Origin of the sequence: Kocuria sp. CCUG 69068, from assembly GCF_020833785.1 — a bacterium.
Lineage (GTDB): Bacteria > Actinomycetota > Actinomycetes > Actinomycetales > Micrococcaceae > Kocuria > Kocuria rosea.
The window spans coordinates 1-20,529 of record NZ_PDDL01000068.1 but is presented as its reverse complement, the minus strand read 5'-3'; the positions used below and the strand labels follow the sequence as shown (position 1 = coordinate 20,529).

Here is a 20,529-nt window from a genome sequence, read left to right as displayed (position 1 = left end):
GGCCGTTCCGGGCGGGGCCGCCGGCCGGGGCGCCGGGGGCCGCGCCGGGCACCGCGCCCAGGGACTCGGCCAGGGCGGCACGGATCTCGTCGTGCAGCTCCGACCGGAGCGCCTCGAGGTCCTCGCCCTCGCCCAGCACCCGGTTGCGGCGGTCCCGCACCTCGAAGCGCATCCGCAGGTGGGCCGGGACGGCCTCCCAGTTCCAGGAGCCCGGCGGGACCACGTGGCCCTTGAGCCGGCGCAGGACCAGCTCCAGGGACGGCTCGAGGGCGTCGACGGCGGGGTCGAAGTCGGCGTCGAGCATCGCCACCGCCTGGCGGGCGACGTCGGGGGCGGGCACGAAGTTGCGGCGCACGGCCTTCGGCAGGGACTTGATGAGCGCGGTGACGAGCTCGGTGCGGAACCCGGGGATCTGCCACCGGAACTGCTCGGGGTCCAGCTGGTTGAGGAACAGCACGGGCACGCGCACGGTCACGCCGTCCGCCTGGTCGGAGCCCGGGGCGAACTCGTAGGCGAGGTCCAGCACCAGCTCCCCGTCCCGGGTGCGCCGGACCCACTGGCGCGGGTAGAGCGACTCGTCGTAGCCGCCGGCCTCCTCGGCGATCAGGTCCTCGGGGTCCAGGTCCAGGAGGTGCTCGTCCTGCTGGCGGGCCTTCTTCCACCACGCGTCGAAGTGCCGTGCCGAGACCACGGACTCGGGGATCCGGGCGTCGTAGAACGCGAACAGGGCCTCGTCGTCGATCCGCAGGTCCTTGCGGCGCAGCCGGTTCTCGAGCTCCTCGACCTCGGCCAGGCGCTTGCGGTTGCGCGCCCAGAACCGGTGCCGGGTCTGCCAGTCGCCCTCCACGAGGGCGTGGCGGAGGAACAGCTCCCGCGCCAGGGCGGGGTCCACCCGCCAGAAGTTGATCCGGCGCTGGGCCACGACGGGCACGCCGTAGAGGGTGACCTTCTCGTAGGCCATCACGGATCCCTGCGCGCGGGACCAGTGGGGCTCCGAGACGCTGCGCTTGACCAGGTGCGGGGCCAGCTCCTCGGCCCACAGCGGGTCGATCGCGGCGTTGACGCGGGCCCACAGCCGGGAGGTCTCCACGAGCTCGGCGGACATGACCCAGTCGGGGGACTTCTTGAACAGGTTGGAGCCCGGGAAGACGGCGAACCGCGAGCCGCGGGCGCCCTGGTACTCCCGCTTGCGCTCGTCCTTGAGCCCGATGTGGCTGAGCAGCCCCGCCAGCAGCGAGACGTGGATCTCCCGCTCCTTCCCGGAGGGGTCCACCTCGCGGCCCTTGCCGACCCGGATGCCGACCTGCTGGCCCATCTGGCGCAGCTGGGCGTAGAGGTCCTGCCACTCCCGGATGCGCAGGAAGTTCAGGTGCTCCCGCCGGCACAGCTTCCGGAACTGCGTCGAGGAGAGCTCCTCCTGCTGCTCCTGCACGTAGCGCCACAGCAGCAGCCAGCTCGTGAAGTCGGAGTTCTCGTCGAAGAACCGCTTGTGCAGCTCGTCCGCCTGCTGCCGCTTCTCCAGGGGGCGCTCGCGGGGGTCCTGGACGGTCAGCGCCGCCGCGAGGACCATGACCTCCCGGGCGCAGCCCCGCCGGTCCGCCTCCACGATCATCCGGCCCAGCCGCGGGTCCACCGGCAGCTGCGCCAGCTGGCGGCCCACCGGGGTGAGGGGCCCGCCGCGGGCGTCGTCGTCCCGCCCGCCCCGCGGGGACGCGCCCCGCGGCTCCTTGAGGGCGCCCAGCTCCCGGAGCAGGGCCACGCCGTCCTTGACGGCCCGGGACTCCGGCGGCTCCACGAAGGGGAAGCGCTCGATGTCCCCGGGCTCCTTGACGACCCCCACCGAGGTCATCTGCAGGATCACGGCCGCCAGGGACGTGCGCAGGATCTCGGGGTCGGTGAACTCCGGGCGGGAGAGGTAGTCCTCCTCCGAGTACAGCCGGATGCAGATGCCGTCCGAGACGCGCCCGCAGCGTCCCGCCCGCTGGTTCGCCGAGGCCTGGGAGATCCGCTCGATCGGGAGGCGCTGCACCTTGGTCCGCGCCGAGTAGCGCGAGATGCGGGCCGTGCCCGGGTCGATCACGTACTTGATGCCGGGGACGGTCAGCGACGTCTCGGCCACGTTGGTGGCCAGCACGATCCGGCGGCGGCCCGACGGCGCGAACACCCGGTGCTGCTCCGCCATGGACAGCCGGCCGAACAGGGGCAGGATCTCGGCGTCGGCCAGGCCCCGGACCCGTTTCAGGGTGCCCTGCAGCGCCTCCTGGGCGTCGCGGATCTCCCGCTCGCCGGCGAAGAAGATCAGGATGTCCCCGGGCGGCTCCGCGGAGAGCTCCTCGACGGCGTCGCACACGGCGTCGATCGGGTCCCGGTCCTCGTCCTCCAGCCCGTCGCCGGCGTCCTCGGCGTCCTGGCCGCCGTCCCCGGAGCGCGGCTGGGCCAGCGGGCGCCAGCGGATCTCCACCGGGTACGTGCGGCCCGAGACCTCGATGACAGGGGCCCGTCCCGGCTCGCCGCCCTCGGTCTCCTCCGGCGCGAAGTGCCGGGCGAAGCGCTCGGGGTCGATCGTGGCCGAGGTGATGATCACCTTGAGGTCGGGGCGCCGGGGCAGGATCCGCCGGAGGTAGCCCAGCAGGAAGTCGATGTTGAGGGAGCGCTCGTGGGCCTCGTCGATGATGATCGCCGAGTACTTCTGCAGCAGGCGGTCGTGCTGGATCTCGGCGAGCAGGATGCCGTCCGTCATCAGCTTGACCCGTGAGTCCGCGCCCACCTCGGAGGTGAAGCGCACCTGGTAGCCGACCGTGCCGCCGATCTTCTCGCCGAGCTCCGAGGAGATCCGCTCCGCGACCGAGCGCGCGGCGATCCGCCGCGGCTGGGTGTGGCCGATCAGGCCGCGCTCGCCCAGGCCGAGCTCGAGGCACATCTTGGGGATCTGGGTCGTCTTGCCGGACCCGGTCTCGCCGGCGATCACGACCACCTGGTGCGCGGCGATCGCGCCCATGATGTCCTCGCGGCGCGCGGAGACCGGGAGGTTCTCGGGGTAGACGATGGTTCGGGGGCTGCTCAGGGATGCTGACATGACCTCCCGATCCTACCGGGGACGCGGGCCGCGGAGGGCCCGGTCCCGGTGGACGATCGGGCACCGCCGACACGCCGTCGGAGCCGTTATGTCACCACTTGTGAGCTGCCTCTCATTTTGTGACCGAACGGAAGGTAATATCGCTGACACCACTCGTTCCCGAAAGGACCCACCATGAAGCGACTGTTCCCGATGACGGCGGCCCTCGCCTCCACCGCCCTGCTGCTCACGGCCTGCGGCGGCTCCGACACCGAGCCCGCCGGCGGCGGGGGCGGCGGCGAGGCCGCCGAGGAGGCCACCGTCGGGATCAGCCAGTTCGTGGAGCACCCCTCGCTCGACTCCGCCCGGGAGGGCTTCCTCGCCGCGCTCGAGGAGGGCGGCTACACGGAGGGGGAGAACCTCACCGTCGACCTCCAGAACGCCTCCGGGGACCAGGGCACCTCCACCAGCATCGCCTCCAACATGGCGTCCTCGGACGCGGACCTCGTCCTGGCGATCGCGACGCCGTCCGCCCAGGGCCTGGCCCAGTCGGTCACCGACCGCCCGGTGCTGTTCACGGCCGTCACCGACCCGGTCGAGGCCGGGCTGGTCGACTCCCTCGAGAGCCCCGGCGGCAACGTCACCGGGACCACCGACATGAACCCGGTCGCCGAGCAGATCGCGCTGATCAAGCAGCTCGACCCGGCGGCGGAGTCCGTGGGCATCATCTACAGCTCGGGCGAGACCAACTCCCAGGTCCAGGTGGACCTCGCGAAGGAGGCCGCCGCGGAGGAGGGGCTGGAGGTCGTCGAGAAGTCGGTGACCAACACCTCCGAGGTGGCCCAGGCCGCCGAGTCCCTGGACACCGACGCCATCTACGTGCCCACCGACAACAAGGTGGTCTCCGGCCTCGAGGCCGTGATCTCCGCCGCCGAGTCCAAGAAGATCCCGCTCATCGCCGGCGAGGGCGACTCCGTGGAGCGCGGCGCCCTCATCACCCAGGGCCTGGACTACGAGCAGCTCGGCCGCCAGACCGGCGAGATGGCCGTGCGCATCCTCAAGGAGGGCGGGGACCCCGCCTCCATGCCCGTCGAGTCCCAGGAGGACACGCAGCTGATCATCAACCTGCAGGCCGCCGAGCGGATGGGCGTGGAGGTCCCCCAGGAGCTCCAGGACTCCGCCGACCAGGTCATCGAGTAGTCCCGGGCGGCCGGGACGGCGCCGGCGTCCGGAGACCCCGGACGCCGGCCCGCCCGGCCCCCGCCCCCGCGGCACCCCTCCGACGGAGGACGCGCCCGCCCGATCGGCGGACGGCCCCCGTCTCCCACCAACCAGAACGGATCCAGCAGAAGTGATAGCCGGTATCGAACTCGGACTGCTCTACGCGGTCATGGCGCTGGGCGTCTACCTCACGTTCCGGGTGCTCGACTTCCCCGACCTGACGGTCGACCAGTCCTTCACCACGGGCGCCGCCACCACGGCGATGATCATCCTCGGCGGCGGCAGCCCCTGGCTCGCCACCGCCGCCGGTTTCCTGACCGGTGCGCTCGCCGGGCTCATCACGGGCCTGCTCCACACCAAGGCCCACATCAACGGGCTGCTCGCGGGCATCCTCACCATGACCGCGCTCTACTCCATCAACCTGCGCGTCATGGACGGGCGCGCGAACCTGTCGCTGCTGCGCGAGGACACGGTCTTCACCCCGCTCGCCGAGATGGGCGTGCAGGGGACGTGGATCGGCATCGCCCTGTTCCTGCTCGGGGTGGCCGTGGTCAAGGTCCTCCTCGACTGGTTCCTCTACACGGACGCCGGCCTCGCCATGCAGGCCACCGGCGACAACCCGGAGATGATCCGCTCCTTCGGCGTGAACACGGACCACCAGAAGATGCTGGGCCTGTGCCTGTCCAACGGACTCGTGGGCCTCGCCGGGTCCCTCGTGGCCCAGTACCAGGGCTTCGCCGACATCGGCATGGGCATCGGCCTCATCGTCGTCGGCCTCGCCTCCGTGATCCTCGGCCAGGGGCTCTTCGGCTCGCGCACGGTGGTGATGGCGACCCTCGCCGTCGTCCTCGGCTCGGTCGTCTACCGTCTGGTCATCACCGTGGCCCTGCAGGCGGGCCTCAACCCGTCCGACATGAAGCTGATCTCCGCGGTCCTCGTGGTGGCCGCGCTCGTGGTGCCCCAGCTGCAGTTCTTCCGGCGCCGCAGGGAGCGGCACCTGGCGAGCGAGGTGGCGCGGCTCGTCGACGACCTCACCGACACCCCCGCGACCACGAAGGCAGGTGCCTGAGCCGTGCTCACCATCGACAACGTCCACAAGACGTTCTTCGCCGGGACCGTCAACGAGCGGCGCGCCCTCGCCGGCGTCTCGCTGACCCTGGCGGAGGGCGACTTCCTCACCGTCATCGGCTCCAACGGCGCCGGCAAGTCGACGATCCTCAACGCCATCTCGGGGAGCCTGATCCCGGACACCGGCACGGTGCGGGTCGACGACACCGACGTCACCCGGCTGCCCGAGCACAAGCGCGCCCGGTACCTGTCCCGCGTGTTCCAGGACCCCATGAAGGGCTCCTCGCCCACCATGACGGTCGAGCAGAACATGGCGATCGCGTACCAGCGGGGCAAGTCCCGCGGGCTCGCCCCGGGGCTCACGAGCGCCCGCCGCCAGCTCTTCCGCGACAAGCTGGCCAGCCTCGAGCTGGGCCTGGAGAACCGGCTGGGCGCCAAGGTGGGCCTGCTCTCCGGCGGCCAGCGGCAGGCGCTGTCCCTGCTCATGGCGACGTTCTCCGAGCCGCGCATCCTGCTCCTCGACGAGCACACGGCGGCCCTCGACCCGCAGCGCGCGGACCTCGTGTCCCGGCTCACCGCGGACATCGTGGCCGAGCAGCACCTCACCACGGTGATGGTCACGCACAACATGGACCAGGCCCTGCGCCTGGGCAACCGGCTCATCATGATGCACGAGGGCCGGATCCTCTTCGAGCTCGACGCCGCGCAGAAGCAGTCGATGACGGTGCCCGGACTGCTCGAGCAGTTCCGCCGGCTGCAGCCCGGGGCGGGGCAGGAGGCGTTCGACGACGCTACGCTGTTCGAGAGCGTCAAGACCGAGGACGGTTCCTGACCGGACGGCACCGGCCGCCGGTCCACGACCGGCGCGGACGAGGACGGGGCGGGCCGGGCACGGCCCGCCCCGTCGCGCGTCGCCGGGCGGTCCGCCCGGCAGAGCCCAGCAGCACGTCCAGAAGGCCAGGAGAGCAGCCCCGTGAGCCAGACCCCCGACCCGCACCACGCCCGCCGACGCACCGGAGGGTGGCTGCTGGCCGTGGGCGTGGTAGCCCTGTTCCTCTCCACGTTCACCGTGCCCGAGGCCATCCACCACCTGGCGCGCGTCTCGGCGGAGGACGGGACGGGCCTGAGCGGGCGCGCGGTGGTGGTCGTCGTGGTGGGCGCCGTGACCCTGCTCGGCGGAGGGGCCCTGGCGATCGCCGGGTTCAACTGGCGCCGCTCGGCGGGGGAGGGTCCCAGCCAGGAGGACCGGCTGCTCGACGAACAGTTCGGCGACGGGCCCGTGCGCCCCTACGACCCGGACGAGTTCCGCGGCCCGGGGCGCCGGGACCCCGGCGCCCGCGACTGACGGGCCCACGACCGGGGCCCCGGCCTCCTGCGCCGGGCGGTCGGCCTAGACTCGTCCCATGCTCAATCAGCCTGCTGACGGTCCGGGCCTCAAGAAGCACATCACCGGGCCACTCCTGTTCCTGTTCATCCTCGGAGACGTCCTCGGCGCCGGGGTCTACGCCCTCGTGGGCATCATCGCGGGAGAGGTGGGCGGCGTCACCTGGGCGCCGATGCTCGTGGCGCTGCTGCTGGCCCTGCTGACGGCCGCGTCCTACGCCGAGCTCGTCACCAAGTACCCGCGGGCGGGCGGGGCGGCGGTCTTCGCCCACCGCGCCTTCCGCGTCCCGATCGTGCCCTACCTCGTGGGCTTCTGCATGCTCACCGCCGGCGTGGTCAGCGCGTCCGCGCTGGCCCTGGCCTTCAGCGGGGACTATCTCGCGGTCTTCGTGGACGTGCCCCCGGCTGCCGGGGCCATCGTGTTCCTCGTCGCCATCGCCCTGCTCAACGCGCGCGGGATCAAGGAGTCGCTGCGCGCCAACGTCGTCATGACGGCGCTCGAGGTCTCGGGGCTGGTCCTGGTCGTCGTGGCCGTCGCCGTGATGCTCGGCGGCGGGGGCGGCGACGTCGGGCGCGCGGTGCGCTTCGGCGAGGACGTCGACCCGCTGCTGGGCGTGCTGGGCGCCGCACTGCTCGCGTACTACTCCTTCGTGGGCTTCGAGACCTCGGCCAACATGGCCGAGGAGGTCCGCGACGTGTCGCGGGTCTACCCCCGGGCCCTGTTCGGGTCCCTCCTGGTGGCCGGGGCGATGTACGTGCTGGTCGGCACGGCGGCGTCGGTGGCCCTGCCGGCCGACCGGCTGGAGTCCTCGAGCGCCCCGCTGCTGGACGTGGTGACGGCCACCGGGGTCCCGGTGCCCGGCTGGCTGTTCAGCCTCCTCGCCCTGGTCGCGGTGGCCAACGGGGCCCTGCTGACCATGATCATGGCCAGCCGCCTCACCTACGGCATGGCCGTGCAGGGACTCTTCCCCGCCGTGCTGGGCCGGGTCCTGCCGGGCCGCGGCACCCCGTGGGTGGCCATCGTCGTCACGACCCTCGCCGCGCTGGCGCTGACCCTCACCGGTGGGGTGGCCGTGCTGGCGGAGACGGTGGTGCTGCTGCTGCTCATCGTCTTCATCAGCACGAACGTCGCCGTCCTCGTGCTGCGCCGGGAGGCGGTCGAGCACCGGCACTTCCGTGCCTGGACGCCCCTGCCGGTGCTCGCCGTCCTGTCCTGCCTCGTCCTGCTGACCCAGCTGGAGGCCGGGGTGTGGGCACGCGGTGGGATCGTCCTCGCCGTGGGCGTGCTGCTCTACGCCGTCGCCCGGGTCCGCGGCGGGCAGCCTGTCCGGTACCGGCGGGCCGAGGAGGCGGGGGACCGGGGCGCCGGCACCGGCCGACCCGCGGAGCGCCGCTGACCGGCCCGGGCCGGGCACGACGAAGGCCCCGGACCGAGTGGTCCGGGGCCTTCGTCCCGAGTGGTGCCCGCGGTAGGATTCGAACCTACGGCCTTCTGCTCCGGAGGCAGACGCTCTATCCCCTGAGCTACGCGGGCCTTTCACCGCCGCAGCGATGAACCTCGACGATACTAGCAGGTTTCGCGGGGTGCTCGTGGACCACCCGGCGCGGGCGCTCCACGGCGCCCGGTTACACTGGTCCGGTGACTCCAGAACAACTTTCTCTCGCCGTATCCGCATGCCTGCAGGACGCCGTGGCCCGGGGCGACCTCGCCCTCGCCGACGGCGCTCCGCTGCCGGAGGTGCGGATCGAGCGACCGAAGAACCGGGAGCACGGGGACTGGGCGACCAACGTCGCCATGCAGCTGGCCAAGAAGGTGGGGCGCGCCCCGCGCGACGTCGCCGCCGTGGTCCGTGACCGCCTCCAGGGCACCGCGGGCGTGGCCGCCGTGGACGTCGCCGGGCCGGGCTTCCTCAACATCACCCTGGACGCCGCCGCCGCCGGGGAGATCGCCCGCACCGTCGTGGAGCAGGGCGAGGCCTTCGGCCGGGCGCGGTCGCTGGCCGGGACGTCCGTCAACCTGGAGTTCGTCTCCGCGAACCCCACCGGCCCCGTCCACCTGGGCGGCACCCGCTGGGCCGCGGTCGGCGACTCCCTCGCCCGCGTGCTCGAGGCGCAGGGCGCGGACGTGGTGCGCGAGTACTACTTCAACGACGCCGGCGCGCAGATCGACCGCTTCGCCCGCTCCCTGCTGGCCCGCGCCCAGGGCGAGCCCGCCCCCGAGGACGGCTACGGCGGGGAGTACATCACCGACATCGCCGCGCGCATCGTCGCCGAGAACCCCGGCGTCCTCGACTCCGGGGACCCCCAGGAGGCGTTCCGCGCCGCGGGCGTCGAGCTGATGTTCGCCGAGATCAAGTCCTCGCTGCACGACTTCGGCGTGGACTTCGACGTGTACTTCCACGAGCAGTCCCTGTTCGACCAGGGCGCCGTGGAGAAGCTCCTCGAGCAGCTCAAGACCTCCGGCGCCCTCTACTTCGCGGACGGCGCCTGGTGGCTGCGCTCGAGCGCCTACGGCGACGACAAGGACCGGGTGGTCATCAAGTCCGACGGCCAGGCCGCCTACATCGCCGGGGACATCGCCTACTTCAAGGACAAGCGGGACCGCGGCGCGGACCTGTGCATCTACATGCTCGGCGCCGACCACCACGGCTACGTGGCCCGGCTCAAGGCCGCCGCCGCCGCCCTGGGCGACGCCCCGGACCGGGTCGAGGTCCTCATCGGCCAGATGGTCAACCTCGTCAAGGACGGGGTGCCCGTGCGGATGTCCAAGCGCGCCGGCAACGTGGTGACCATGGAGGACCTCGTGGAGGCCGTCGGCGTCGACGCCGCCCGGTACTCGCTGACCCGTTTCTCCGTGGACTCCAACATCGACATCGACCTGGGCCTGCTGACCCGGCGCTCCAACGAGAACCCGGTGTTCTACGTCCAGTACGCCCACGCCCGCACGTGCGCGGTGGGGCGCAACGCCGAGGCGGCGGGGGTCGCCCGCACGGACGAGCGGGGGGAGGCCGTGTTCGACGCCTCGCTGCTCGACCACCCGATGGAGGGGGAGCTGCTGGCCGCCCTCGGCCAGTACCCGTCGGTGCTCGCCCAGGCCGCCGAGTTCCGCGAGCCGCACCGCGTGGCGCGCCACCTCGAGGTGCTCGCCGGGACCTACCACCGCTGGTACGACGCGTGCCGCGTGGCGCCGCAGGGCGAGGACGAGGTCACCGACCTGCACCGCACCCGCCTGTGGCTCAACGACGCCGCACGCCAGGTCCTGGCCAACGGCCTGGGCGTGCTCGGCGTGTCCGCGCCGGAGAGGATGTGATCGCATGACCGCCGACCCGACCACCCGCACCGGGGGCTCCCCGCTGGCACCGGCCTGGCTCAGCGTCCCCGAGGACCTCGACGCCCTCGACCCCGTCATCTGGCCCGAGGCGTTCCGCCGCGGCGAGGACGGCGTGCTGGCCGTCTCGGGGATCCCCGTCCCGGAGCTCGCCGAGCGCTACGGCACTCCCTCCTACGTCTACTCCGAGGACACCTTCCGGGCGCGCGCCCGCGAGTTCCGCGCCGCCTTCACCGAGGCGTTCGCGCGGATCGGGGCCGAGGTCTCCGTCTACTACGCCGGCAAGTCCTTCCTGACCACCGAGGTGGTGCGCTGGCTGCGCGAGGAGGGCCTCAACGTGGACACCGCCTCGGGCGGGGAGCTGGCCGTCGCCCTGCGCGGCGGCATGGAGCCCGCCCGGATCGCCCTGCACGGGAACAACAAGTCCGCCGCCGAGATCACCCGCGCCCTCGACCACGGCCTCGGCCGGATCGTCGTGGACTCCCTCGCCGAGATCGAGCTCGTGGCCCACCTGGCGCGCACCCTCGGCGTCGTCGCCCCCGTCCTGATCCGGGTCACCCCCGGCGTGCACGCGTCCACGCACGAGTTCATCGCCACCGCCCACGAGGACCAGAAGTTCGGCCTGTCCCTCGCCCCGCCCGAGGGCGGGGGGGACAGCCCCGCGATGCAGGCCGTCGCCGCGTGCGTCCTGGAGCCCGAGCTCGACCTGCGCGGGATCCACTGCCACATCGGCTCCCAGATCTTCGACGCCGACGGCTTCGGGATGGCAGCGGAGCGGGTGCTCGCCTTCATGGGCGCCGCCGACGAGCGCTTCGGCCTGACCCTCCCGGAGCTCGACCTCGGCGGCGGCTACGGCATCGCCTACACCGAGGCCGACACCCCCCGCCCGGCCCGCGAGATCGCCGAGGCCCTCGCGGACCAGGTGGCCACCACGGCCCGGTCCCTGCGGATGGCGGTCCCGCACCTGTCCATCGAGCCCGGCCGCGCGATCTCCGGGCCGGCCGCGTGCACCCTCTACACCGTGGGCACCCTGAAGACCGTCACCGCGGAGTCCGGCGCGCAGCGCCGGTACGTCTCCGTGGACGGCGGGATGAGCGACAACGCCCGGCCCGTGCTCTACGGGGCCGACTACACGGCCGTGCTCGCGAACCGCCGCGCCGAGGGGGCCCCCGTGCTCTCCCGGGTGGTGGGCAAGCACTGCGAGTCCGGGGACATCGTGGTCCGGGACGTCTACCTGCCCGAGGACCTCGCCCCCGGGGACGTCCTGGCCGTGCCCGCCACCGGCGCCTACTGCTGGGCCCTGTCCAGCAACTACAACTGGATCGCCCGCCCGCCGGTCGTCGCCGTGCGCGCCGCCGGCGACCGGCCGGAGGCCCGGCTCATCGTGCGGGGCGAGACCGAAGAAGACCTGTTCGCCCGCGACCTGGGAGCCTGATTGACCGCCTCGACCCCTGAGACCACCCGCCCGCCCTCGGCCGTGAAGGTCGCCCTGCTCGGTGCCGGCAACGTCGGCGCCGAGGTGGCCCGGACCCTGCTCGACCACGGCCCCGAGTTCGCCGCCCGCGTGGGCGCGCCCGTGGAGCTCATCGGCATCGCCGTGCGCGACCTCGCCGCCCGGCGGACCGTCGAGCTGCCCGAGGAGCTGCTCACGACCGACGCCGAGGCCCTCGTCGACGCCGCGGACGTGGTCATCGAGCTGACCGGCGGCATCGAGCCGGCCCGCAGCCGCATCCTGCGGGCCCTGCACGCCGGCAAGCCGGTGATCTCGGGCAACAAGGCCCTCATCGCCCGGCACGGCCGCCAGCTCCAGGACGCGGCCGACGCCGCCGGCGTGCCCCTGTCCTACGAGGCCGCCGTGGCCGGGGCGATCCCCATCGTGCGCCCCATGCAGGACTCCCTCGCGGGGGACCGGGTGGACCGCGTGCTGGGCATCATGAACGGCACCACGAACTACATCCTCGACCAGATGGACACCACCGGCGCGCAGTTCGACGACGCGCTCGCCGAGGCGCAGGAGCTCGGCTACGCCGAGGCGGACCCCACCGCCGACGTGGAGGGCCACGACGCCGCGGCGAAGGCCGCGATCCTCGCGTCCCTGGCCTTCCACTCGACCTTCACCATCGACGACGTGTACTGCCGCGGCATCACCGGGGTCACCGCCGCGGACGTCGCCGCCGCCCGCGAGGCCGGCTACGTCATCAAGCTCCTGGCGGTGTGCGAGCGCTGCCCGGGCGGGGTGAACCTGCGGGTCACCCCGACCATGATCCCGCGGGAGCACCCGCTGGCCGGCGTGCACGGCGCCTACAACGCCGTGTTCGTCGAGGCCGCGAACGCCGGGTCCCTCATGTTCTACGGCGCGGGCGCCGGCGGCGCCGCCACCGCCTCGGCCGTGCTGGGCGACTTCGTCTCGGCCGCGCGCCGGCTCGTGCTCGGCGGCCCGGCCCAGGGCGCGGACCCCCACGCCCAGCTCGCCGCCGCGCCGATGGACGACGTCCGCACGAGCTTCTCGATCACCCTGACGGTCCAGGACCGGCTCGGCGTCCTGGCGCGGATCGCCCAGGTCTTCGCCGACCACGGCGTGTCGATCTTCACGATGCAGCAGACGGACCACCCGCACGGCGACCCGCAGCTCTCGGAGATCCGGCTGGTGACCCACCGGGGCGCGAACAAGGACCTCGTGGCCACGGTGGACGCCCTGCGCGAGCTGCCCTTCGTCGAGGAGGTCGCCGGCGTGATCCGTGTGGAGCACGCCGACTGATCCGCCCCGCGGTGCCGCCTGCGGGCGGCACCGCACCCGGAGGGGGTGCCGCCGCACGCCCCCCGCGAGCACCCCGCACGAGCACCCCCCGCACCACCGAGTCCACAGGAAGAGATCCAGCACATGGCACACGTCTGGCAGGGCGTCATCAACGAGTACCGGGACCGGCTGCCGGTCTCCGGCTCCACCGAGGTCATCACGATGGGGGAGGGCGGTACGCCGCTGATCCGGGCGCGCGCCCTCTCGGAGCTCACCGGCAACACCGTCTGGCTGAAGTTCGAGGGCATGAACCCGACCGGCTCGTTCAAGGACCGGGGCATGACCATGGCGATCACGAAGGCCAAGGAGGAGGGCGCCGAGGCCGTCGTGTGCGCCTCGACCGGCAACACCTCCGCCTCCGCCGCGGCCTACGCCAAGCAGGCCGGGCTCACGTGCGCGGTGCTCGTGCCGGAGGGGCGGATCGCCATGGGCAAGCTCTCGCAGGCCGTGGCGCACGGCGCGGACATCATCCAGGTGGACGGCAACTTCGACAACTGCCTCGAGGTGGCCCGCAAGCTCTCCGAGTCCTACCCCGTGTTCCTCGTCAACTCCGTGAACCCGTACCGGATCGAGGGCCAGAAGACCGGGGCGTTCGAGGTGGTCGACACCCTCGGCGACGCCCCGGACCTGCACATCCTGCCGGTCGGCAACGCCGGCAACATCACCGCGTACTGGAAGGGCTACCAGGAGTACGCCCGGCCCTACGCCTCCGCCACGGCAGGGGAGCTGCCGGCCGTCTCGACGAAGCTGCCCGTGATGTGGGGCTTCCAGGCCGAGGGCGCGGCCCCGCTGGTCCTCGGCCACCCCGTCACGGAGCCCGAGACCATCGCGACCGCCATCCGGATCGGCAACCCCGCCTCCTGGGACTCGGCGATCGCCGCCCGCGACGAGTCCGGCGGGCTCATCGGCTCCGTCTCGGACGACGAGATCCTGACCGCCCACCGGTGGCTCTCGGCCAAGGAGGGCGTGTTCGTCGAGCCGGGCTCCGCCGCGGGCGTGGCCGGCCTGCTCCAGAAGCACGCCGCGGGGGAGGCCCCCACCGGGCAGACGGTGGTCATCACCGTGACCGGCCACGGTCTCAAGGACCCGCAGTGGGCGATCAAGGCCGCCGAGCGGGAGGACCCCTCGCTGGCCGAGCCCACGCGCGTGCCCTTCGACGTGGTCGCCGTCGCCGCCGCGCTGGGCCTGGAGTAGTCCCGGATGTTCGAGATCGGCCAGCGGGTGGCGGTGAGCGTCCCCGGCTCCACCGGCAACGTGGGCCCGGGCTACGACAGCCTGGGCCTGGCCCTGGGCCACTACGACGACCTCGCCGTCACCGTGACCGGCGGCGGCCTGGAGTTCGAGCTGCACGGGGAGGGCTCCGCGTCCGTGCCCCGGTCCGCGGAGCACCTGGTGGTCCGCGCCATGCGGGCCGCCTTCCGGGCCGCGGGCGTCGAGGAGCTGCCGGGGCTGCGGCTCGAGGCGACCAACCGGATCCCGCACGGCCGCGGGATGGGCTCGAGCGCCTCGGCCGTGGTGGCCGGCGTGCTCGCGGCGAACGCGCTGCTGCCCGCGGAGCGCGCCCTCGACGACCGGCGCCTGCTCCAGGTCGCCGCCGCGATGGAGGGCCATCCGGACAACGTGGCCCCGTCCCTCCTCGGGGGGCTCGTGATCTCGTGGACCGACGCGGACGGCTACCGCAGCGCCCCCGTGACCGTCCACGAGGACGTCGTGCCGGTGGTGGCGATCCCCGACTTCGAGGTCCCCACCCGCCTCGCCCGCTCCCTGCTGCCCGCGACCGTCCCGCACCACGACGCCGCGGTCAACGCCGGGCGGACGGCCCTGCTCGTCGAGGCCCTCACGCGGCGACCCGAGCTGCTGCTGCCCGCCACCGAGGACCGGCTGCACCAGCCGTACCGGGCCTCGGCCATGCCCCCCAGCGCCCGGCTGATGGCCGCGCTGCGGGCCCGCGGGCTGCCGGCCATGATCTCCGGGGCCGGGCCGACCGTCCTGGTCCTCGCCGGGGACCGGGACCAGGCGCAGGAGACGGAGCGGGCCCTCGCGGAGCTCGCCGCCCCCGGGGCCGATTCCGTCTCCTGGCGTGTCCTCCGTCTGCGCGTCGACGGTCAGGGTGCTAAGCTGGAGAGGCACCCGCAGCAGATCCAGGGGTAGGAGACCGCGCCCGGCGCGGCGAGGACAGCGGGCATCATGAGGGGCAGCGCCCCGGTCGGATGCCCCGGGGTCCTCGGCTCCACCGCCTCAGATCCTCCGGTGATCCCCCGCCGGCACCGGCTTCTTCGATGCCGTCGGCGCTCCGGCCCGCACCGACACGGACCGGAGCGCACCATGATCTCCGGGTGACACCTTGTTCGCCCAGGCTGCCGCGCCCTGAAGTGCGCCCCGCCGCAGGCGGCCCGCGATCGCGGCCCGCCGGGAACCATCCACGGTCCTGGACTCTGAGATCCATGGGCCCCCCACCGAGGGAGAAGGACACTTCGTGACCGAGACCACCGACCTTTCCACGGGTACGGAAGAGACCACCACCAGCGACCCCCGGAACGCGGGACTGTCCGCGCTCAAGCTGGCCCAGCTGCAGGCGCTCGCCTCCCAGCTCGGGATCACCGGCGCCCGCCGGATGCGCAAGAGCCTGCTGGTCGACGCGATCGCCGCCCACCAGCGCGGCGGCGCCGTCGCCGACCGGGACCAGGCCGTCGAGCAGAAGATCGCGCAGACGGTCGAGAAGACCGCCGACGGCGGCGCCGACCAGGGTGCCGCCCCGGCCGCCGCCACGACCGGCGAGGACTCCTCCGCCGCGCAGGGCGCCGACGGCGGCCAGCCGCAGCGGCGCTCGCGCTCCCGCCGCGCCACGAGCACCGGTGTGGTGTCCGTCCCCGCGCAGCAGGGCTCCGAGCAGCAGGACGCCGCCCAGCAGAGCGCGGCGCAGGGCGCCACCGAGCAGCAGCCGGCCGACCAGCCCGCTCCCGCCGAGGACTCCTCCGGCGCCGAGGGCGAGGGCGGCCGCAACCGCAACCGCAGCCGCCGCAACCGCAACCGCGACGACAACGGCCAGGGCAACGGCGGCCAGGACTCCGGGCAGGAGACCGACGAGGCGCGCTCCTCGGCCGAGGGCCGTGACGACGACCAGTCGAAGCAGGACCGGAGCCGCAACCAGAACCGCGGCCAGGACAACCGGGGCCAGGACAACCGCCAGGACAAGGGCGGTCAGGACCGGGGCGACGGCCGCGGCCGGCGCGACGGCCGGTCCGAGGGCGGGAAGTCCCAGGACGGCAAGGGCCAGGACAACCGCCAGGACAGCCGCCAGGACAAGGGCGGCCAGGACAACCGGCAGGACAAGGGCGGTCAGGACAACCGGGGTCAGGACAACCGCCAGGACGACGGCGGCAGCCGCCGCAGCCGCCGCAACCGCAACCGCAACGACCGCGACCGGGACCGCAGCGACCGCAACGACCGCGCCGAGCGCAACGAGCGGCGCAACCGCCGCGGGCGCAGCACCGGCCCCGAGGTCGACGACACGGAGTTCACCGAGGACGACGTCCTGCTGCCCGTCGCCGGCATCCTGGACGTGCTCGACAACTACGCGTTCGTGCGCACCTCCGGCTACCTCCCCGGCCCGAACGACGTCTACGTCAGCCTCGCCCAGGTCAAGAAGCACAACCTGCGCAAGGGCGACGCCGTGGTCGGCGCCATCCGCGCCCCCCGCGACGGCGAGCAGCAGAACGCCACGCGGCAGAAGTTCAACGCGCTGGTCCAGCTCACCACGGTCAACGGCAAGAAGACCGAGGAGAACAAGGACCGCGTGGACTTCGGGAAGCTGATCCCGCTGTACCCGCAGGAGCGCCTGCGCCTCGAGACGGAGCCCAAGAAGATCGGGCCCCGCGTCGTCGACCTCGTCGCCCCCATCGGCAAGGGCCAGCGCGGGCTGATCGTCTCCCCGCCGAAGGCCGGCAAGACGCTGATGCTGCAGGCGATCGCCAACGCGATCACCACGAACAACCCCGAGGTCCACCTCATGATGGTGCTCGTCGACGAGCGCCCCGAGGAGGTCACGGACATGCAGCGCACGGTCAAGGGCGAGGTCATCGCCTCGACCTTCGACCGCCCGGCGGACGACCACACCACGGTCGCCGAGCTCGCGATCGAGCGCGCCAAGCGGCTCGTGGAGATGGGCATGGACGTGGTGGTCCTCCTGGACTCCATGACCCGCCTGGGCCGTGCCTACAACCTCTCGGCCCCCGCCTCCGGCCGCATCCTCTCCGGCGGCGTGGACTCCGCGGCGCTGTACCCGCCGAAGAAGTTCTTCGGGGCGGCCCGCAACATCGAGAACGGCGGCTCGCTCACGATCCTCGCGACCGCCCTCGTGGAGACCGGGTCCAAGATGGACGAGGTCATCTTCGAGGAGTTCAAGGGCACCGGCAACATGGAGCTGCGCCTGTCCCGCTCGCTCGCGGACAAGCGGATCTACCCGGCCGTGGACGTCAACTCCTCGGGCACCCGCCGCGAGGAGAACCTCCTCTCCCCGGACGAGATCAAGATCATGTGGAAGCTGCGCCGCGTCCTCTCCGGGCTCGACCAGCAGCAGGCCCTCGAGCTGCTCACGAACAAGCTGCGGGACACCCAGTCCAACACCGAGTTCCTGCTCCAGGTGCAGAAGACCACGCTGTCGGCCCGCGCCGAGAGCGACCGCTAGCACGCCCCCGCCGCCGCGGCCCCGACCGGTTCGACCGGACGGGGCCGCGGCGGCGTCGTCGTGCCCACCACCGCCCGACCCTCTCCGCCGCCTCCGAAGGAGCGCCCCATGCCGGATCCCATCCAGTCCCTGCTCGACGAGCACGCCGAGCTGCAGCGCCAGCTCGCCGACCCCGCCGTGCACGCGGAGCAGGGCAGGGCGCGCAAGCTCGGGCGCCGCTACGCCGAGCTCAACGGCATCGTCGAGGCCCACCACCGGGTGCACCGCCTCGAGGAGGACCTGGGGGCGGCGCGCGAGCTCGCCGCCGAGGAGCCCGAGTTCGCGGAGGAGATCCCGGCCCTCGAGGAGCAGCTCGCGGCGGCCCGCGAGAAGCTGCGCCGGCTGCTCGTCCCGCGCGACCCCGACGACGGGCGCAACGTGATCCTCGAGGTCAAGGCGGGGGAGGGCGGCGACGAGTCCGCGCTCTTCGCCGGGGACCTGCTGCGCATGTACCTCAAGTACGCGGAGTCCCGCGGCTGGAAGACCGAGTTCATCTCGACCAACGACTCCGACCTGGGCGGCTACAAGGACGTGCAGGTGGCGATCAAGTCGAACGCCACGGACCCCGCCGAGGGCGTGTGGGCGCGGCTGAAGTACGAGGGCGGGGTGCACCGCGTCCAGCGCGTGCCCGTCACCGAGTCGCAGGGCCGGATCCACACCTCCGCCGCGGCGGTGCTCGTCTTCCCGGAGGTCGACGAGCCCGAGGAGGTCGAGATCAGCCAGAACGACCTGAAGATCGACGTCTACCGCTCCTCGGGGCCCGGCGGCCAGTCCGTGAACACCACGGACTCCGCGGTCCGCATCACCCACCTGCCCACCGGCATCGTGGTGGCGATGCAGAACGAGAAGTCGCAGCTGCAGAACCGCGAGGCCGCGATGCGGGTGCTGCGCGCCCGCATCCTGGCCCACCAGCAGGAGCAGATCGACGCGGACAACGCCGCGCAGCGCCGCTCCCAGGTCCGGACCATGGACCGGTCGGAGCGGATCCGCACCTACAACTTCCCCGAGAACCGGATCAACGACCACCGCACCGGGTACAAGGCGTACAACCTCGACCACGTCATGGCGGGGGACCTCGAGCCGGTCGTGCGCTCGGCCATCGAGATGGACGAGCAGGCCCAGCTCGAGGCCATCGGCCAGCAGGACGGCTGAGCGGGGGCCCCGGGATGACGAGGTCACTGGGCCAGGCGGTGCGCTGGGCGGAGCAGGTGCTCGCCGAGGCGGGGATCGACTCCGCGCGCACCGACGCGCTGCTGCTCGCCGGCCACCTCACCGGGCTGTCCCGGGGGGAGGTCGAGGCGAGAGCCATCATCGGCGGGGACGAGCCCGCGGGGTACGCGGAGCTCGTGGCCGAGCGTGCCCGCCGGATCCCGCTGCAGCACCTCACGGGCGTCGCCCACTTCCGCTACCTGACGCTGGCGGTCGGGCCCGGGGTGTTCGTGCCCCGGCCCGAGACGGAGACCGTGGTGCAGGCCGTGGTCGACGAGCTGCGCGAGCAGCTGGCCGCGGGCGTGCACCGCCCGCACGTGGTGGACCTGGGCACGGGCTCCGGGGCGATCGCCGCCTCGGTGGCCCACGAGGTGCCGCAGGCCCGCGTGCACGCCGTGGAGCTGTCCGGGACCGCCCACGCCTGGGCGGCCGAGAACCTGCGCGGGACGCGCGCGGAGCTCGTCCGGGGCGACCTGCGCACCGCGTTCCCGGAGCTCGAGGGGCGTTGCGACGTGGTGGTCTCCAATCCGCCGTACATCCCCGCGGACGCGGTCCCGCGCGAGCCGGAGGCCCGGGAGCACGACCCCGACCTCGCCCTGTACGGGGGCGGAGAGGACGGGCTCGAGCTCCCGCGGGCGGCCCTGGCCTCGGCCCTGCGGCTGCTGCGCCCCGGGGGGTTCTTCGTCATGGAGCACGCCGAGGTGCAGGCCCGCGCCGTGGCGCACGCCTTCCGCGCCGCGGGCCTCGAGGACGTCGAGGGCCACCAGGACCTGACGGGCCGGGACCGGGCCACGGCCGGCCGGACGCCCCTCCAGGGCCGCGCCCGCACGACCGGAATGGGAGAATGGACGCCGTGAACTCCACCGTCTACGACTGCAGCAGCATCGCCCAGCGCACCGCCGGGCTCAAGCACGCCGCGCGCGCCCTCGCGGCCGACGCGTGCGTGGTTCTGCCCACCGACACCGTCTACGGGATCGGGGCCAATGCGTTCTCCGCCCGGGGCGTCGCGACCCTGCTCGCCGCCAAGGGCCGGTCCCGGGCCATGCCCCCGCCCGTGCTCATCGCCCACGCCGGGGTGCTCGACGGCCTGGCCGACGAGGTCTCCGACGACGCCCGCGCGCTGGCCCGGGCCTTCTGGCCCGGCGGTCTGACCCTGATCTTCCACTCCCACCCCTCGCTGGGCTGGGACCTGGGGGAGACCCACGGGACCGTGGCCCTGCGGGTGCCCGACGACGAGCTCGCCCAGGCGCTGCTCATCGAGAGCGGCCCGCTGGCCGTGTCCTCGGCCAACCGCACCGGCCACCCGGCCGCCTCGACGGCCGGGGCCGCGGTGGACATGCTCGGGGACTCCGTGGAGCTCTACCTGGACGGCGGCCCGCGGCCGGTCGGCGGACCCGCCGACCGGGACCCGGTCCCCTCCACGATCGTGGACTGCACGGGGGAGACCCCGCTGCTGGTGCGCCACGGCACCGTGAGCCTGGCCCGGCTGCGCTCGGTGGTGCCCTCGGTGGTGCCGGCGGACGGCGACGAGGAGCTCGACAGCGCTCCCGCGCCGGGTGCGGGTCCCGCGGAGCCCGGCGCCGGCCGCCCGGCGGCCTCGGGATCGCACGCCGTGAGCGAGCCCGATCCGGAGGCCGTGCCGCCCGCGGCGGAGCCCGCCGACCCGGCGGGCGCGGCCGCACCCGCGGACCGGCAGCCTCCGGCGCCCGGGCCGGCGCGGGCCGCGACGGCGCAGGGACTGG

Annotated in this window: 15 protein-coding genes and 1 tRNA gene; 14 read left to right on the top strand and 2 right to left on the bottom strand. The window is 73.4% G+C overall.

The window, feature by feature from the left end:
* The coding region (hrpA, locus tag CRM73_RS12905) for an ATP-dependent RNA helicase HrpA (RefSeq protein WP_229587987.1) at positions 1-3,076 on the bottom strand (3,076 nt) is incomplete at its 3' end.
* A gap of 174 nt (positions 3,077-3,250) precedes the next feature.
* Here hrpA and CRM73_RS12900 point away from each other — a divergent pair.
* The 5 genes from CRM73_RS12900 to CRM73_RS12880 all read left to right on the top strand — a co-directional run bounded on the left by CRM73_RS12900 (position 3,251) and on the right by CRM73_RS12880 (position 8,124).
* Entirely contained in the window at positions 3,251-4,255 is a 1,005-nt protein-coding gene (locus CRM73_RS12900) for an ABC transporter substrate-binding protein (protein WP_017834403.1), read from the top strand.
* Positions 4,256-4,406: 151 nt separating this feature from the next.
* Positions 4,407-5,345: an ABC transporter permease gene (locus CRM73_RS12895; RefSeq protein ID WP_229587984.1), complete on the top strand. Its 939-nt coding sequence runs from the start codon at positions 4,407-4,409 to the stop codon at positions 5,343-5,345.
* 3 nt (positions 5,346-5,348) lie between these two features.
* Positions 5,349-6,176: an ABC transporter ATP-binding protein gene (locus CRM73_RS12890; protein WP_017834405.1), complete on the top strand. Its 828-nt coding sequence runs from the start codon at positions 5,349-5,351 to the stop codon at positions 6,174-6,176.
* Between the two features lie 141 nt (positions 6,177-6,317).
* Complete coding sequence (locus tag CRM73_RS12885) at positions 6,318-6,689, top strand: hypothetical protein (RefSeq protein WP_095650605.1); 372 nt, start codon at positions 6,318-6,320, stop codon at positions 6,687-6,689.
* 58 nt (positions 6,690-6,747) lie between these two features.
* Positions 6,748-8,124 carry an APC family permease gene (locus CRM73_RS12880; protein ID WP_017834407.1) on the top strand — a complete coding sequence of 459 codons (1,377 nt, stop codon included), beginning with the start codon at positions 6,748-6,750 and terminating at the stop codon, positions 8,122-8,124.
* A 61-nt stretch (positions 8,125-8,185) separates the two neighbouring features.
* Here the strand turns inward: CRM73_RS12880 and CRM73_RS12875 are convergent.
* A tRNA-Arg gene (locus CRM73_RS12875) sits at positions 8,186-8,261 on the bottom strand.
* Positions 8,262-8,366: 105 nt separating this feature from the next.
* On the opposite strand from CRM73_RS12875, the gene argS reads away from it, so the two are divergent.
* From argS to CRM73_RS12830, 9 genes are all read left to right on the top strand, one after another.
* Positions 8,367-10,037: an arginine--tRNA ligase gene (gene argS / locus CRM73_RS12870; RefSeq protein WP_031283503.1), complete on the top strand. Its 1,671-nt coding sequence runs from the start codon at positions 8,367-8,369 to the stop codon at positions 10,035-10,037.
* 4 nt (positions 10,038-10,041) lie between these two features.
* A complete protein-coding gene (lysA, locus tag CRM73_RS12865; protein WP_229587982.1) occupies positions 10,042-11,490 on the top strand; it encodes a diaminopimelate decarboxylase in 1,449 nt (482 codons plus the stop codon).
* Complete coding sequence (locus CRM73_RS12860) at positions 11,491-12,813, top strand: homoserine dehydrogenase (RefSeq protein WP_229587980.1); 1,323 nt, start codon at positions 11,491-11,493, stop codon at positions 12,811-12,813.
* 123 nt (positions 12,814-12,936) lie between these two features.
* The gene (gene thrC, locus CRM73_RS12855; RefSeq protein ID WP_017834411.1) at positions 12,937-14,046 is read left to right on the top strand and encodes a threonine synthase; all 1,110 of its coding nucleotides are present in this window, start codon (positions 12,937-12,939) and stop codon (positions 14,044-14,046) included.
* A gap of 6 nt (positions 14,047-14,052) precedes the next feature.
* Positions 14,053-15,003: a homoserine kinase gene (thrB, locus tag CRM73_RS12850; RefSeq protein ID WP_229587978.1), complete on the top strand. Its 951-nt coding sequence runs from the start codon at positions 14,053-14,055 to the stop codon at positions 15,001-15,003.
* Between the two features lie 325 nt (positions 15,004-15,328).
* Entirely contained in the window at positions 15,329-17,539 is a 2,211-nt protein-coding gene (rho, locus tag CRM73_RS12845) for a transcription termination factor Rho (RefSeq protein ID WP_229587976.1), read from the top strand.
* A 108-nt stretch (positions 17,540-17,647) separates the two neighbouring features.
* The gene (gene prfA / locus CRM73_RS12840; protein ID WP_095651910.1) at positions 17,648-18,730 is read left to right on the top strand and encodes a peptide chain release factor 1; all 1,083 of its coding nucleotides are present in this window, start codon (positions 17,648-17,650) and stop codon (positions 18,728-18,730) included.
* 14 nt (positions 18,731-18,744) lie between these two features.
* Positions 18,745-19,644, top strand: coding sequence for a peptide chain release factor N(5)-glutamine methyltransferase (prmC, locus tag CRM73_RS12835; protein WP_109222119.1), 900 nt, complete (start codon positions 18,745-18,747; stop codon positions 19,642-19,644).
* The coding region (locus CRM73_RS12830; protein ID WP_229587974.1) for an L-threonylcarbamoyladenylate synthase at positions 19,632-20,529 on the top strand (898 nt) is incomplete at its 3' end. The genes prmC and CRM73_RS12830, both read left to right, overlap by 13 nt.

Bases quoted from the DNA above. Each gene is read 5' to 3' on its own strand.
- thrC (WP_017834411.1), top strand. From the start codon at position 12,937: ATGGCACACGTCTGGCAGGGCGTCATCAACGAGTACCGGGACCGGCTG.
- CRM73_RS12900 (WP_017834403.1), top strand. From the start codon at position 3,251: ATGAAGCGACTGTTCCCGATGACGGCGGCCCTCGCCTCCACCGCCCTG.
- lysA (WP_229587982.1), top strand. From the start codon at position 10,042: ATGACCGCCGACCCGACCACCCGCACCGGGGGCTCCCCGCTGGCACCG.
- prfA (WP_095651910.1), top strand. From the start codon at position 17,648: ATGCCGGATCCCATCCAGTCCCTGCTCGACGAGCACGCCGAGCTGCAG.
- prmC (WP_109222119.1), top strand. From the start codon at position 18,745: ATGACGAGGTCACTGGGCCAGGCGGTGCGCTGGGCGGAGCAGGTGCTC.
- thrB (WP_229587978.1), top strand. From the start codon at position 14,053: ATGTTCGAGATCGGCCAGCGGGTGGCGGTGAGCGTCCCCGGCTCCACC.
- CRM73_RS12880 (WP_017834407.1), top strand. From the start codon at position 6,748: ATGCTCAATCAGCCTGCTGACGGTCCGGGCCTCAAGAAGCACATCACC.